This window comes from Providencia zhijiangensis (genome assembly GCF_030315915.2).
Taxonomy (GTDB): Bacteria; Pseudomonadota; Gammaproteobacteria; order Enterobacterales; family Enterobacteriaceae; genus Providencia; species Providencia zhijiangensis.
On sequence record NZ_CP135990.1, the window covers coordinates 3,520,155 to 3,533,746 of the forward strand.

The 13,592-nt window shown below is 44.0% G+C and carries 12 protein-coding genes and 3 tRNA genes; 5 read left to right on the forward strand and 10 right to left on the reverse strand.

The features are described from left to right. Nucleotides 1-10: 10 nt before the first annotated feature. Together amiB and tsaE are read right to left on the reverse strand one after the other, a co-directional pair. Nucleotides 11-1,348 (reverse strand): N-acetylmuramoyl-L-alanine amidase AmiB, encoded by a 1,338-nt coding sequence (amiB, locus tag QS795_RS16095; protein ID WP_286270001.1) that lies wholly within the window; start codon nt 1,346-1,348, stop codon nt 11-13. Nucleotides 1,349-1,362: 14 nt separating this feature from the next. Next, the gene (tsaE, locus tag QS795_RS16100) at nt 1,363-1,827 is read right to left on the reverse strand and encodes a tRNA (adenosine(37)-N6)-threonylcarbamoyltransferase complex ATPase subunit type 1 TsaE (protein WP_036948926.1); all 465 of its coding nucleotides are present in this window, start codon (nt 1,825-1,827) and stop codon (nt 1,363-1,365) included. Between the two features lie 214 nt (nt 1,828-2,041). Between tsaE and queG the strand changes: the two genes are divergently transcribed. Next, nucleotides 2,042-3,199: a tRNA epoxyqueuosine(34) reductase QueG gene (gene queG, locus QS795_RS16105; protein ID WP_286270004.1), complete on the forward strand. Its 1,158-nt coding sequence runs from the start codon at nt 2,042-2,044 to the stop codon at nt 3,197-3,199. 701 nt (nt 3,200-3,900) lie between these two features. Here queG and QS795_RS16110 read toward each other — a convergent pair. The 6 genes from QS795_RS16110 to orn form a co-directional block, all read right to left on the reverse strand. Further along, nucleotides 3,901-3,976, reverse strand: a tRNA-Gly gene (locus QS795_RS16110). A gap of 40 nt (nt 3,977-4,016) precedes the next feature. Next, nucleotides 4,017-4,092: transfer RNA gene (locus QS795_RS16115), tRNA-Gly, on the reverse strand. A gap of 40 nt (nt 4,093-4,132) precedes the next feature. After that, nucleotides 4,133-4,208 (reverse strand) — tRNA-Gly (locus QS795_RS16120). A 221-nt stretch (nt 4,209-4,429) separates the two neighbouring features. Next, the gene (gene vapC / locus QS795_RS16125) at nt 4,430-4,837 is read right to left on the reverse strand and encodes a type II toxin-antitoxin system tRNA(fMet)-specific endonuclease VapC (protein WP_154603060.1); all 408 of its coding nucleotides are present in this window, start codon (nt 4,835-4,837) and stop codon (nt 4,430-4,432) included. Then, nucleotides 4,830-5,072 carry a type II toxin-antitoxin system VapB family antitoxin gene (vapB, locus tag QS795_RS16130; RefSeq protein WP_036948919.1) on the reverse strand — a complete coding sequence of 81 codons (243 nt, stop codon included), beginning with the start codon at nt 5,070-5,072 and terminating at the stop codon, nt 4,830-4,832. Before vapB ends, vapC begins: the two co-directional genes overlap by 8 nt. 83 nt (nt 5,073-5,155) lie before the next feature. After that, nucleotides 5,156-5,698, reverse strand: coding sequence for an oligoribonuclease (orn, locus tag QS795_RS16135; RefSeq protein ID WP_036948917.1), 543 nt, complete (start codon nt 5,696-5,698; stop codon nt 5,156-5,158). A gap of 137 nt (nt 5,699-5,835) precedes the next feature. Here orn and rsgA point away from each other — a divergent pair, with 137 nt between their 5' ends. The 4 genes from rsgA (at nt 5,836) to QS795_RS16155 (ending at nt 11,701) form a co-directional block, all read left to right on the forward strand. Beyond that, nucleotides 5,836-6,888, forward strand: coding sequence for a small ribosomal subunit biogenesis GTPase RsgA (gene rsgA / locus QS795_RS16140; protein ID WP_286270007.1), 1,053 nt, complete (start codon nt 5,836-5,838; stop codon nt 6,886-6,888). Nucleotides 6,889-7,032: 144 nt separating this feature from the next. Then, on the forward strand, nt 7,033-7,926 hold the full coding sequence (gene asd / locus QS795_RS16145) for an archaetidylserine decarboxylase (protein WP_286270009.1): 894 nt from the start codon (nt 7,033-7,035) through the stop codon (nt 7,924-7,926). A gap of 49 nt (nt 7,927-7,975) precedes the next feature. Further along, the gene (gene mscM / locus QS795_RS16150; protein WP_286270011.1) at nt 7,976-11,317 is read left to right on the forward strand and encodes a miniconductance mechanosensitive channel MscM; all 3,342 of its coding nucleotides are present in this window, start codon (nt 7,976-7,978) and stop codon (nt 11,315-11,317) included. A gap of 54 nt (nt 11,318-11,371) precedes the next feature. Next, nucleotides 11,372-11,701 (forward strand): hypothetical protein, encoded by a 330-nt coding sequence (locus QS795_RS16155; RefSeq protein WP_154603062.1) that lies wholly within the window; start codon nt 11,372-11,374, stop codon nt 11,699-11,701. A 16-nt stretch (nt 11,702-11,717) separates the two neighbouring features. Here the strand turns inward: QS795_RS16155 and QS795_RS16160 are convergent, their stop codons facing one another. Together QS795_RS16160 and yigL are read right to left on the reverse strand one after the other, a co-directional pair. After that, nucleotides 11,718-12,515 (reverse strand): tetratricopeptide repeat protein, encoded by a 798-nt coding sequence (locus QS795_RS16160; RefSeq protein ID WP_286270013.1) that lies wholly within the window; start codon nt 12,513-12,515, stop codon nt 11,718-11,720. A gap of 262 nt (nt 12,516-12,777) precedes the next feature. Beyond that, entirely contained in the window at nt 12,778-13,590 is an 813-nt protein-coding gene (gene yigL, locus QS795_RS16165; RefSeq protein ID WP_108478802.1) for a sugar/pyridoxal phosphate phosphatase YigL, read from the reverse strand. Nucleotides 13,591-13,592: the final 2 nt, after the last annotated feature.

Here is a 13,592-nt window from a genome sequence, read left to right on the forward strand (position 1 = left end):
CCTAATTCACTTATTTTGGCGCTGCTTGCAGCGGATTCGCTAAAAAGTACTGACGTAACCCTTGGTGAATACCATCAGCCACTTTTTCTTGATAATCATTGGATTTCAATAGCTGTTCTTCGGATGTATTACTGATAAACCCGGTTTCCACTAAAATGGATGGAATATCGGGAGAACGCAGTACGCCAAGGCTCGCGTGTTCTGGGGTTTTCTTATGAATATTACCAATTTTTCTAAGCTGCTGAATGACATGAACCGCAACATCGTAACCCACACGTTGTGAATGCCCAAACTGTAAATCCAATACCGCTTGGCTTAAATATGGGTCTGCACCACTGAGCGCGTCACCCGCCCCACCAAGAAGTTCAGATTGTTTTTCACGCTGTTCCAACCAGCTACCTAATTCGCTGTTTGCTCGGCGGTTAGATAGCACCCAAACGGATGCCCCGCGAGCGCTACTGTTTGGTGCAGAGTCAGCATGAATAGAAACCAGCATGTTGGCGCCTTTCTTACGCGCAACGTCTGAACGACCACTGACGGAAATAAAATAGTCTCCGTCCCTTGTCATTACAGGCTTAAACATCGGATCAGCATCCAATTTTTGATACAGTTTACGCGCCACACTCAGTGTCACATCTTTTTCTTTATAACCGTTTTTACCAATCGCCCCTGGGTCTTTTCCACCATGACCCGCATCAATCGCAATCACCACCTGCTTGGTGCCTTTTGGCAAGGTTTTGGTTGGTGTTGCTGGGGTTGATGGCGTAGTTGACGTGGTCGATGAAGCCGCCGCTGGTGCATTCATTTTTAATGGTTTTTCTTGTGCCGGCTGAACAGGCTGAGAATTACGTGTGGATGGCGTTGCCGTCGGCTGGGCTGGCATCATGGTATTATTATATGAATTTGATGTTTGTCCTTTGCCTGTAGATACAGTAAAGACAACTTGATATTGGCCTGAAACCTGCTGAACACTCGCTTTAGTCTTCGCGGCTTGGGAAAGTTCAAGGACGATACGTTTGTGCTGGCTATCAGGCGCTTGGCTAGCTCGAACTTGCTTCACCAAGTCCCCTTTCGGAAGCTTGAGTGGCAAACCAATAATTTCACCACGTTGCTGAACATCAATCACTAAGCGTTCAGGTGAGTGCAGCGGGAAGTAGGAATAATCAGGCTTTCCATCAACAAATGTTAATGTCACTTGCGCCTGTGAAGGGCTATTACTAACTTGAATATTAGAGAGAGATGCCGCTTTGGCGGTTGATGTCACCAGAGCCAGAGCAAACATCATCAATAATAAGAAAAGAGAAAAAATACCCTTGGTAGTTATTCTGTTCATCGATGCATTCATCATGAGCTATATGTTCCTTAGAATACCGTTAACGCTTCCAATAACGACTCTCCGGTTGTCGAAAAAGCGACAACCCGAGCCTGACGCCCTTCATCTTGATAGGTTAAATGGATCTCCAGATCCGCTTCAGGTAAGAAGCCTTTGCCCTGCTGTGGCCATTCCACTAAACAGACTGAGTTGTCTGAAAAATAGTCGCGGATCCCCATAAACTCAAGTTCTTCAGGATCGGCTAAACGATACAGATCAAAGTGAAAAACGTGTCTATCTGCTAATTCATAAGGCTCAACAAGTGTATAGGTTGGGCTTTTTACATGGCCTTGATGGCCCAATGCTTGTAAAAATCCACGACTAAATGTCGTTTTCCCTGCACCTAAATCGCCATACAGGTTAATGACCGCGCCTTGTTTACAGGCCATAGCGATCGTGCGCCCAAGCGCGACTGTTTGCTCTTCATTAGCAAGTTGTACTGTGCGTTCTTTCATAGTTAGTGAAGCCAATTATAATGATAAAATTTATTCAATATTGATATTAACGCCTATTTTAACTCAAGCAGATCTATTTGTGTTATTTAACATTGTTGGAACATCGAGATCGGAAATTTCCGAGCAAGATCGAGCCAACGCGACCTGTGGATTTTGATAAATCCAATGATCGTGTTAGAGTGCCTGCGAATCCACTTTTACCTAGATATTTCCCATGTCCACACGCCTCGACCTCGACCTTCTTGCCCAAAATATTAAACAATGGGGCATCGATGCTGGCTTTCAACAAGTCGGTATTTGCGATACGGATCTTACCCTTGAAGAACCCAAGCTCCAAGCATGGCTGGATAAACAATATCATGGCGAAATGGAGTGGATGAAGCGCCATGGTATGATGCGGGCGAGACCCCATGAATTACACCCCGGCACACTGCGCGTCATTAGTGTTCGAATGAACTACCTTCCTGCTAAGGCCGCTTTTGCCAGCACGCTAAACAATCCAGAACTAGGCTATGTCAGCCGCTACGCCCTTGGTCGCGATTATCATAAGCTATTAAAAAAACGCTTAAAAGTGCTTAGTGATCGGATCCTCGAGTATTGCAGCCAGTTTGAATGTTCCGATGATTTGAATTTTCGCCCTTTTGTTGACTCGGCACCTATCCTAGAACGCCCACTTGCTGTCAAAGCGGGTTTAGGCTGGACGGGTAAGCACTCACTGGTGCTCAACCAACATTCAGGCTCATGGTTTTTCCTTGGCGAATTGCTTGTCAATCTTCCTCTACCCGTTGATCAACCCGTTGAAGAGCAGTGTGGGCGCTGCGTTGCTTGTATGACAACTTGCCCAACAGGCGCAATTGTCGAGCCTTATACTGTTGATGCAAGGCGCTGTATTTCCTATCTAACCATTGAACTCGATAGCGCGATCCCCGAAGAGTTTCGCCCTCTAATGGGTAACCGGATTTATGGCTGTGATGACTGCCAACTTATCTGCCCGTGGAATCGCTTTTCTCAATTGACGGATGAAGAAGATTTTAGCCCTAGAGCCGCATTGCATACGCCGGAACTATTGGATCTTTTTTCATGGGACGAAGAGAAATTTCTCCGTATTACGGAAGGCTCGGCGATTCGCCGTATCGGCTATATAAAATGGCTACGTAATATCAGCGTTGCTTTGGGTAATGCGCCCTATCAAGATAATATTGTTCTCGCATTACAGAGCCGTCTTGGGATCAACTCTATGTTAGACGAGCACTTCCAATGGTCGATTGGCCAACAACTCAAGCGTCGAGAAGAAAACCAAGTCACAATTCAAACTTCGCAACAAAAACGTCTTGTTCGGGCAATTACTAAAGGTTTACCTCGAGACGCCTAAAAAAAAACCGGCCTTATATCCTAATCTATCAATTGTCAAACTGATGTGAATAAAATAAAAAAGTGCTTACCCGACAATAGGTAAAGGATTTGCAAGTTGTGCTAAGCACATTTTGAAGAAATAGTTTTTTACTTTAATTTCAATGAATTAAAATTAAAATTAATAATATTCATTTTGTGATAATCAAAAATTAACCAATAACTAACCTGTGGATAACTCTGTGCAGCAAAGTATTTCTATCTAGGATAAAATGAACCTAGACCCACTCAGGTTGTGGATAACTTTCTCATGGAGAGAAGTAATAAAAAAACGCTGAATTTTAGTTAACTAACTAAAGTAAAGTTATCAAAAAGTCAGGTTAATAAGAAATTTTAACTGAACCGGTAAAAATAGGATTTTTTACCTTTCACTCGAACGTTCGCCATTTTGGCTGAAGTTCTTATAGGATGCCCTATTGCTAAGGGGTGGCTATTCTATGGCTCTCCGCCTATGAATGCAAGCAAAAAACTCACTTGGATCCTAAAAAGATCATAAATAATAAAAGGATCGTGAACAAGGAAGATAAAAATTGCTTTTGTGTAAATAATGAACATTAAACGGCTAATAAGTATTAATGCGTAAGCATAGAACTAGCATTTAATAGAATGTTTATTAAGGGGTCATACAGAAAGAAAAATAGAGAAAATTGAGAGGTAAAAATTTGGAGCGGGAAACGAGACTCGAACTCGCGACCCCGACCTTGGCAAGGTCGTGCTCTACCAACTGAGCTATTCCCGCATTTGGTGGGTACTGCTTCTGCTAAAACACTAAGAAAGTTTGGAGCGGGAAACGAGACTCGAACTCGCGACCCCGACCTTGGCAAGGTCGTGCTCTACCAACTGAGCTATTCCCGCATTCCGAAAATAGTGCTCTAGCTAAAACATCAAGAAAGTTTGGAGCGGGAAACGAGACTCGAACTCGCGACCCCGACCTTGGCAAGGTCGTGCTCTACCAACTGAGCTATTCCCGCATAACCAATTCTTGGTGCCTTAATCGTGCCAATAAAATCATAAAAACTTCATCGGTACGGGGAGCGCATTATACGAGAAATTAAGATACTAGCAAGCGTTTGAACTCAAATTTTTTATTTTTTTGTTCGTTTGATGATAAAACAATCATAGTGATGATTTTGTCGTCGCCGTTTGTTAAATAAGCATTTCAAGGTGTTAAGTTTGTTAACCTTAGCCCTTTTTATGATGAAGTGACCCAATCCTCTAATCTTAAACCATCAACCCTTTCAAACTCGCGAGTATTATTTGTAACGACGATAAGCCCTTTGCTTCTAGCGTGAGCCGCTATGTGTAGATCATTTTCCCCGATTTTTTTACCTTGTTTTTCGAGATTTGCTCGAATATCACCGTAATGACAAGCGGCCGCTTCATCATAAGGCAACACGCAAAGCCGAGAAACGAAATCATTAACAACAGCTAAATTTCGTTCTGGATTCATGCTTTTTTCTGCGCCAAAAACCAGCTCTGCTAACGTAATTGTTGAAATTGCCAATTGGTCAGCATGCTGGTTAAACTTTGGTAATAATGCTGCAGGTCGTCGTTTGATGGTGAAAATAATAATATTAGTATCAAGCAAGTATTTAATCATCGAAAGATTCTCTTGGGGTAGGAACTTGCTCTGCTCTCGAAACTAAAAAATCATCCGTGGCCGAAGTTTCCGTTAAAAAGAAGCTATCCCACGTATTTTGCAGTGGTGTAATAATACGCTCTTTACCTTTCATTCTAACGGTGACTTCTTTCACATCATCAGGAAACCGTAACTCTGCGGGTAAACGAACATTTTGAGTCCGATTACTCATAAAAACCTTACTGTGTAGGATCATGATGATTCCTCCCAAATAGTGCCATATAGCTTGAGTATATAGCACCATTAGAGTTGCTGCAATATTGAGCACTTTAGAGCAAGTTATTTAATAAACGTTTCTCGGTAATATACCAGCTCAGCAATTGATTCGCGGATATCATCCAGCGCTTGGTGGGTGTTTTTCTTTGAGAATCCAGCGAGGATCTCAGGCTTCCAGCGGCGAGCTAACTCTTTTAATGTACTCACATCAAGATAGCGGTAATGAAAATAGCTTTCTAACTCTGGCATATAATTAAATAAGAAGCGGCGGTCTTGTCCTACGCTATTTCCACAGATAGGCGATGCACCTTTTGGTACCCATTTTTCTAAAAATTCAATGGTCGCCAGCTCTGCTTCACGCTCACCAATAGAACTTTTACGAATACGCTCGACTAAGCCGCTATTAGTATGGGTGTTTACATTCCACTCATCCATTAATGCCAACTGCTCTTCGGTTTGGTGTACCGCGATAACAGGGCCTTCTGCTAAGATATTCAGGTTACTGTCAGTCACAATCGTAGCGATTTCAATAATACGATCACGAATAGGATCGAGTCCGGTCATTTCTAAATCGATCCAAATTAAATTATTCTCATTCTTTTGCATGATATGCCCTAACTGAATACGGTGGAGTTAAGGTATGATAACACCCTTCGTGCTATCCGTTATAGGTATGTAGTTTTTCAATAATATCCCTATCGGTTATAATATAGACACTAAATTATTTAAGTGAGAGAGGTCAGGTGGCTAAGCAGAAACTTTCGAAAGGCCAACAGCGCCGCGTGCAAGAAAATCATCAAAAAAGACTCAAAAAACAGAAAGCCATTGAGATTGATGATAGCCAATTAGGTGAGGCTCAAGAGGGCTTAGTGATTAGCCGCTTTGGTCAACATGCGGATATTGAAGCCGCAGATGGCACTATACAGCGCTGTAACCTGCGTCGAACCATCTCATCTTTAGTGACTGGGGACAAAGTTGTCTGGCGCCCTGCACTAAACACACAGAGTGATATCAAAGTGAACGGCATTGTCGAAGCCGTTCATGAACGCCACTCCGTCTTAACTCGCCCTGATTATTATGATGGGTTAAAACCTATCGCCGCCAATATCGACCAAATCGTCGTGGTTTCTGCGATTTTACCTGAATTATCGCTCAATATTATCGACCGCTACTTAGTCGCCTGTGAAACGACAGGGATCCAGCCGATTATTGTCTTAAACAAAGTTGACCTACTCGATGAAGAAAATCGCGAGTGGGTCAGTGATTTAATGACAATTTATAGCGACATTGGCTACCAAGTGCTCGAAGTTTCCAGTCATACCGGTGAAGGAATGGAAGCGCTCACTAACACGCTATCAGGCAAAGTGTCAGTCTTTGTTGGCCAATCTGGTGTCGGTAAATCCAGTTTGTTGAATACGCTGTTACCTCAAAATGAGGCCGCGATCTTAGTCAATGATGTTTCTGATACCTCGGGCTTAGGGCAACACACGACGACCGCATCCAGACTGTACCACTTCCCACAGGGTGGTGATGTCATCGATTCACCGGGCGTACGTGAATTTGGTCTTTGGCATCTGACAAAGGAACAAGTGACCAAAGGATTTGTCGAATTTAAAGATTACCTTGGTGGCTGTAAATTCCGCGATTGTAAACACTTAGATGACCCCGGCTGTTTACTGCGAGACGCAATGGAAGACGGCAAAATTGCCGAATCACGCTTTGAAAACTATCACCGTATTTTAGAAAGTATGGAACAAGTTAAACTGCGTGGTAACTTTACCGCTAAAGATAAATAATCCCCGAAATCAGTCTAAAATAAGTTAGTGAGCGCTCACGTTTATCGTTCATTTTATCCGCTTTCTGAAATAATTCGAAAGCGGATGAGTTTCAGTTACAATAGCGCCCTTTCACTAACTTACCTTTAAAATTCAGAGGTTAACGTGCTAGATAAAATCAAAATCCGCCTGCAGTTTATGCTTCCTAAACAAGGACTTACTCAACTTGCAGGATGGTTTGCTAGTCGAAACGTCGGGTTTGTAACCCAATGGGCAATAAAGCTGTTCGCAAAAGCCTACAAAGTGAATATGAATGAAGCTCAAAAAAGTGAGCTTACCGCGTATTCAACTTTTAACGACTTTTTCATCCGTACATTAAAAGATGGCGCGCGCCCAATTGTTGAAGCCGAACATCAACTTGCACAGCCTGCAGACGGTGCCGTTAGCCAATTAGGCCCTATCGATAATGACCTGATTTTTCAGGCAAAAGGCCATAATTATACCGTTGAAGCCCTACTTGCTGGGCAATATCAGTTAGCCGATAAATTTCGTGGTGGTGATTTTATCACAACCTATTTATCCCCAAGTGACTACCACCGTGTACATATGCCATGTGACGGCTTATTAACAGAGATGATTTACGTCCCTGGCGATCTGTTCTCCGTTAATCCATTAACCGCAGCAAATGTGCCGAATTTATTTGCACGTAATGAACGTTTAATCTGCGTGTTTGATACCCCATTTGGCACAATGGTGCAGATTTTAGTTGGTGCAACCATTGTCGGCAGCATTGATACCGTTTGGAGCGGTTGTGTTAACCCACAGCGTGAAGGCGTGATTAAACGTTGGACGTATCCTGCACAAGGTGAAGAAAGCGCTATCTTCCTACAAAAAGGGGAAGAAATGGGTCTATTCAAACTCGGTTCCACTGTCATTAACCTGTTTGAACCTAACAAAATTCGCTTTAATGCCTCATTGATCCCCGGCTATGCAACCCGCATGGGTGAGCTATTAGCAGAATCAATCGATGAGCAGCAACGCACTGAAACTGTTAGCTAATCATTTAAACTATAATTAAGTTATTCTATGTCTGAAGGAGCTCCTCACTGTGCGTTTGATTATCAGTTTTTTACTTAGCCTGTTAATCGTTTTTTCATCCCACGCGGCGCCAGCCTCCGCACAAGATGAAGCACAGATTACACAGGAGCTCAAACAGCTTGATCCAAGCAAAAACCCCAAGGACGCAGAGACCGCTCAAGCGTTGCAAGGGGCATTAAGCTGGATTAACGAAGCCCGCGATTCAGACAATAAGGCAAAGTCTTACCAAGATGCTATCGATAATTTCCCGAGAATTATCAAAACAATCCGTCAAGCCTTACTCAATGAAACCGATACACCGCCCGCTATCCCTACCAGCATTAGCTTAAGTGAACTAGAGCAGCGTATTACCCAAGTCAGCAGCCAGCTACTTGATCAAGGGCGCTTGATGCAGCAAGAGCAAGACAAAGGGCGCGAAATCAGCGAATCCTTGAATCTCTTGCCACAGCAGTTATCTGAGGCACGACGTCAATTAACGGATGCCTCAACGCGATTCCAATCGCTCAATACGCCAACGACTCCGTTAGCTGAAGCCCAATACACCTTAGCTCAAGCCGAAGTAAGTGCTCGCAAGTCCATTGTGAACGAGCTAGAAATGGCGCAATTATCGGCCAATAACCGTCAAGAAATTTCCCGAATGGCGCTGGAGCTTGAGAAAAAGCGTTATCAGCGCCTAGAATTAGAGCTTCAACAGCTCCGAGATTTTCAAAATACTCAACGCCAACAAAAAGCAATATTGGCGTTAGAGCATACCGAAATGTTGGCAGAACAGGGTGAATTGACCCCGTTCTTAAAAGAGCAGCTTGATATCAACCGCAAAATGTCCCAAGAGTTGACTGAGCAAGCGCAGCGCATGAGCGAAATCACCACCAACCAAGCCGAAATCTCCACCAGCATTCGAAATGCACGACAAGCACTATCGACTATCCGTGAACAAGCCCAGTGGATCAGCAGTTCAAGTACTTTAGGAGAAGCGCTTCGTACCCAGCTTTCTCGCCTTCCAGATATCCCTAAAAGCCAGCAACTTGACCGTGAAATGGCGGATTTACGTGTTCAGCGCTTAAATTATGAAGATATGCTTGAGCGCTTGTCCAAGCTTGACGTATCAGTACAAGAAAGCGCCAATGATTTAAACCCTTCGCAGTCACAGGTTTATCAGTCACTGATGAAGACCCGCAAAGAGCTATTAACTTCGCTCATTTCGGGATTTGATGGCGAAATGTTAGAACTGACTAAGCTCAATGTTGCAACGGGGCAATTAACGGATGCGCTGAAAGAGGTAAAAGACGCCTCAAACCGTTATCTGTTCTGGGTCGCTGATGTCCCGCCGATTAGCATTAATTATCCGGTGCTTGTGGTTACTGACATGACCCAGTTGCTTTCACTGGATACTCTCTCCCAGCTCGCAGGTGCCCTGCAAGTGATGGTCACTAGCCAAGACACGTTCTTATACCTGCTGGGTTCCATTATCTTAGTCATTTTCAGTGTCAGCACACGCCGCCATTATCAAGCGTTCTTAGACCGTTCAAGCCTGCGCATTGGTAAAGTGACACAAGACCGTTTCTATTTAACCATCCGCACTATTTTCTGGTCGATTATCGTGGCGCTTCCTCTGCCGATGATGTGGTCTGCCATTGGCTATGGCTTACAAAGTGCATGGCAATATCCGATGGCAGCAGCCATCGGCTACGGCGTTAGCGCAACGACCCCGCTGCTCTGGCTGTTTATGATCAGTGAAACATTCTCACGACCTACCGGGTTGTTCATTTCCCACTTTGGTTGGGATAAAGACGCGGTAAAACGCGCAATGCGCCATTACCGATTAGCCATTTTTGTGATTGTGCCGTTAGTGATGGCGATCATCACTTTTGAACATTACAGCGAGAGAGAGTTCTCTGCGACCTTAGGCCGCTTCTGCTTCTTAGTACTATGTGTCGCATTAAGCTTAATTACCAATAACTTACGCCGTTCTAAAATCCCATTATATTTGGACAGACACGGCTCCGGTGAAAACTTAGTGAACACCGCATTATGGTGGCTCATTTTCATTGCGCCGGTGATTGCCGCATTTTTCTCGGTATTGGGTTATTTCTCCACTTCTCAGGCACTGTTGGCGCGACTCGAGACCTCAGTGGCGATTTGGTTTGTGATTTTAATTATTTATCACACTATCCAGCGCTGGATGTCAATGCAGCGTCGAAAACTTGCCTTCGAGCGAGCAAAACAGCGCCGTGCGGAAATCTTAGCCCAGCGAGCTAAAGGGGAAGAAGATTCTCAATTACCCAATGCCAGCGGTGAAGGGAATATTGATATTGAAGAGCAGGTTCTTGACCTCGATACTATCAGTACCCAATCGGTTGGATTGGTGCGCTCCATTCTGACGATGATAGCGCTGGTCTCGTTAATTTGGCTGTGGTCTGAATTGCATACCGCATTTTCATTCCTTGAAAATATTCGCCTGTGGGATGTGACCTCATCCATCAATGGAGTGGAAACCGTGCAAGCCATCACTATGGGCTCGATTTTTATCGCCATACTGGTGATTATCGTGACCGCGCAGCTCGTTAGAAACTTACCTGCACTATTAGAACTGGCGGTCCTTCAACATCTCGACTTAACACCAGGTACCGGTTATGCCATCAGTACTTTGACCAAGTACAGCATCACCATCATCGGAACCATTGTCGGGTTCTCCATGCTGGGGATCGACTGGTCAAAACTGCAGTGGCTTATCGCAGCAATGGGGGTCGGGCTAGGGTTTGGTTTACAAGAAATTTTCGCCAATATTATCTCTGGTTTAATGATCCTATTTGAAAAACCGATCCGTATCGGCGATACGGTCACTATCCGTAACTTAACCGGTAGCATCACTAAGATTAATACCCGCGCCACTACCTTAACGGACTGGGACAGAAAAGAGATTATTGTGCCGAACAAGGCATTTATTACTGAACAGTTTATTAACTGGTCTCTGACCGACACCATTACCCGTATCGTGATGACCATCCCTGCTCCAGCGGATGCCGATAGCGAAAAAGTGACAGAGATTATCCTGCGTGCGGCAAAACGCTCGTCCATGATTTTGGATAACCCGAATCCTGAAGTTTATCTCGTGGACTTACAGCAAGGGATCCAAATTTTCGAGCTGCGGGTGTATGCAGGTGAAATGGGGCATCGTTTACCGGCTCGCCACGAAATCCATCAGCATATTTTAGAAGCCTTTGCAGAACAAGGAATTACATTGCCATTCCCACCGTTCCAAGCCCGTGTGGATGTGCGCAGTAATTCGATTCAAAGCGCCACAAATAACCTTTCTGGTCGCAATCCACCTCGTGGTACTGGTGAGCTATAAGTTTATCGAGGGAGCTTTTGCTCCTTCGTTTTTCATCATAGAAAAGGCAGAATAATGACCCAAGCAGTAGAAATCCAAGACGAATCTATCAAATTGAAAATTGCACAGTATGAGCGAATAGGCTCCATTCTGTTTTTTCTGATCCCGTTGGTGATTTTGCTGATTGTCGGAAAGGATTTTGCCTTTAATACGCTCTATCTGTGGCAAGGATTCAGCCTGCTGTATTTGGTGGTTTACCGTTTGAAAGTTCATCAATTGTCGACAAAAACGCTGCAACTGAGTGTACGCCGAGGATGGGGATATAATCGATTTTACCGCTTTTGCTGGGGATATTTGATTCTGTCTGTGATTGGATTAACGGGATACCTGCTGATATCCCGTTAAATTAATATTGGACGAATTAGCTTTCTTCGCGATTACCGTAGGTTTTAATGTAGTTGTCAGCCAGTTTTTGCGCTTGTTTCAGCTCTTCTGCGTTCAACTGCTCTGCGATTTTTTTCTGTAAACGTTGGCTCTCTTTATTGCCACTATAAACCGCGGTAGACAGCCATGCATACGCTTGCTGTAGGTTCTTTTTCACCCCTTTCCCTTCAGAGTACATCACCCCTAAACGGTCTTGGGAATTTGCATCACGCTGTTTTGCGGCTTTTCTGAACCAAAACACGGCTTTTTCATTATCTAATGCGACGCCACTACCAATCGAATACATTTGCCCGATTTTGAACTGTGCAATCACATTACCGCCTTGCGCTGCCTTTCTAAACCAGTATGCAGCTTTTTCCAGATCCTGTTTAACCCCTAAGCCCTGTGCATACATAGTGGCCATGTTGGTTTCTGCGCGAGTATCACCATTTTTAGCGGCTTCTTCGTACCACAGCATCGCTTTATCATAATCTCGGCGAACACCAAAACCATTGACATACATAGTACCAAGGCGGAACTGGGCATCTGAATTACCTTGATCCCCGGCTTTGATAAACCATTCTGCAGCCACTTTGGAGTCTTGGGAAACGCCCTGACCTTTAAAATAACGCTCACCTAACAGGAATTGAGACGCGGGATCACCTTTTTCAGCTAACTGCGTAATTTGCTCTATCGTCGTCTGTTCACTGGCGGTCGTTGGTTTCGCCGGTGTAGCCAGTAATAATGAACTATAACAAACAGATCCTAACAACAGCGCTAACGCAATTCTTTTCATCCTAAGTAACCCTCAACAGTGCAGTATGGCAACTGGCGACACAGTAATACCCGTTATTATCGGCTGATTTGGCAGATTATGCAGCCTAAACTCGCTTTTCATCTGAACTAGTTTAAATTTACTCGTCAGAAGACAAAATAGGATAAACACCTTAATTTTGATGAATAGCACTTTTCGTTATCATTCATGGCAAAAGGCAAATAAAAAGCCAGATAGTTTTTTATTCTATCTGGCTTTCTGTTTATACACATAGAAAAAATGGTTATTTGTTGTCTAAATATTTACTTCTCAAATAACGAGCAACCGCATCATCTTGGTTAGACCCGATAACTTCCATCTGAGGTAAAGCATCTTTCAGCAGCTGATGAGCATTCTGCATAATGCAGCCCTTGCCTGCTAACTTCAGCATCTCTTTGTCATTCATGCCATCACCAAACGCGATGCAATCATGGGTTCCATAACCATGCAATGCTGTGACTTGTTTCAATGCTTCCCCTTTAGAAACGGAGCCCGCCATCACTTCAAGGCAACTATGCAAGGAGAAAGTAACATGAACCTTGTCCTGCCAACGACGTTGAATACGCTGTTGCAGATCGACCAGTAAATCGTGATCTTCACTGGTGTAGTACACTTTGCAGACTTCTGAGGTTGGAAAATCGCGGTGGTCAAACAGTTGGTAATTAAACACAGACTCTTTGAAAAACTCTTTCTGCTCAGGGCTTTCACGGTTAATAAACCAATCATCACCATGGTAGTAATTGGTGAGAATTTCTGGGTGATCAAACTCCATTAAGCACAGTTCTTTCGCTATCTGCGAGTCAACGTTGTTCGCAAAAATGAGGTCACCATTGGTATTATGAATACGCGCCCCATTCGAGGTGATCATATAAGCATCAATACCCAGACCATCACGGATCTGTGCAACATCAATATGATGGCGTCCCGTCGCGAACACAAACCGGACTTCTTCGGTCGCTACAAGCTGCTTAAGTGTGTCTTTGGTATACAGAGTTAAATCATGATTGGGAGATAAAAGTGTTCCGTCCAAATCGGAAGCAACAACCGGATATTTCATAC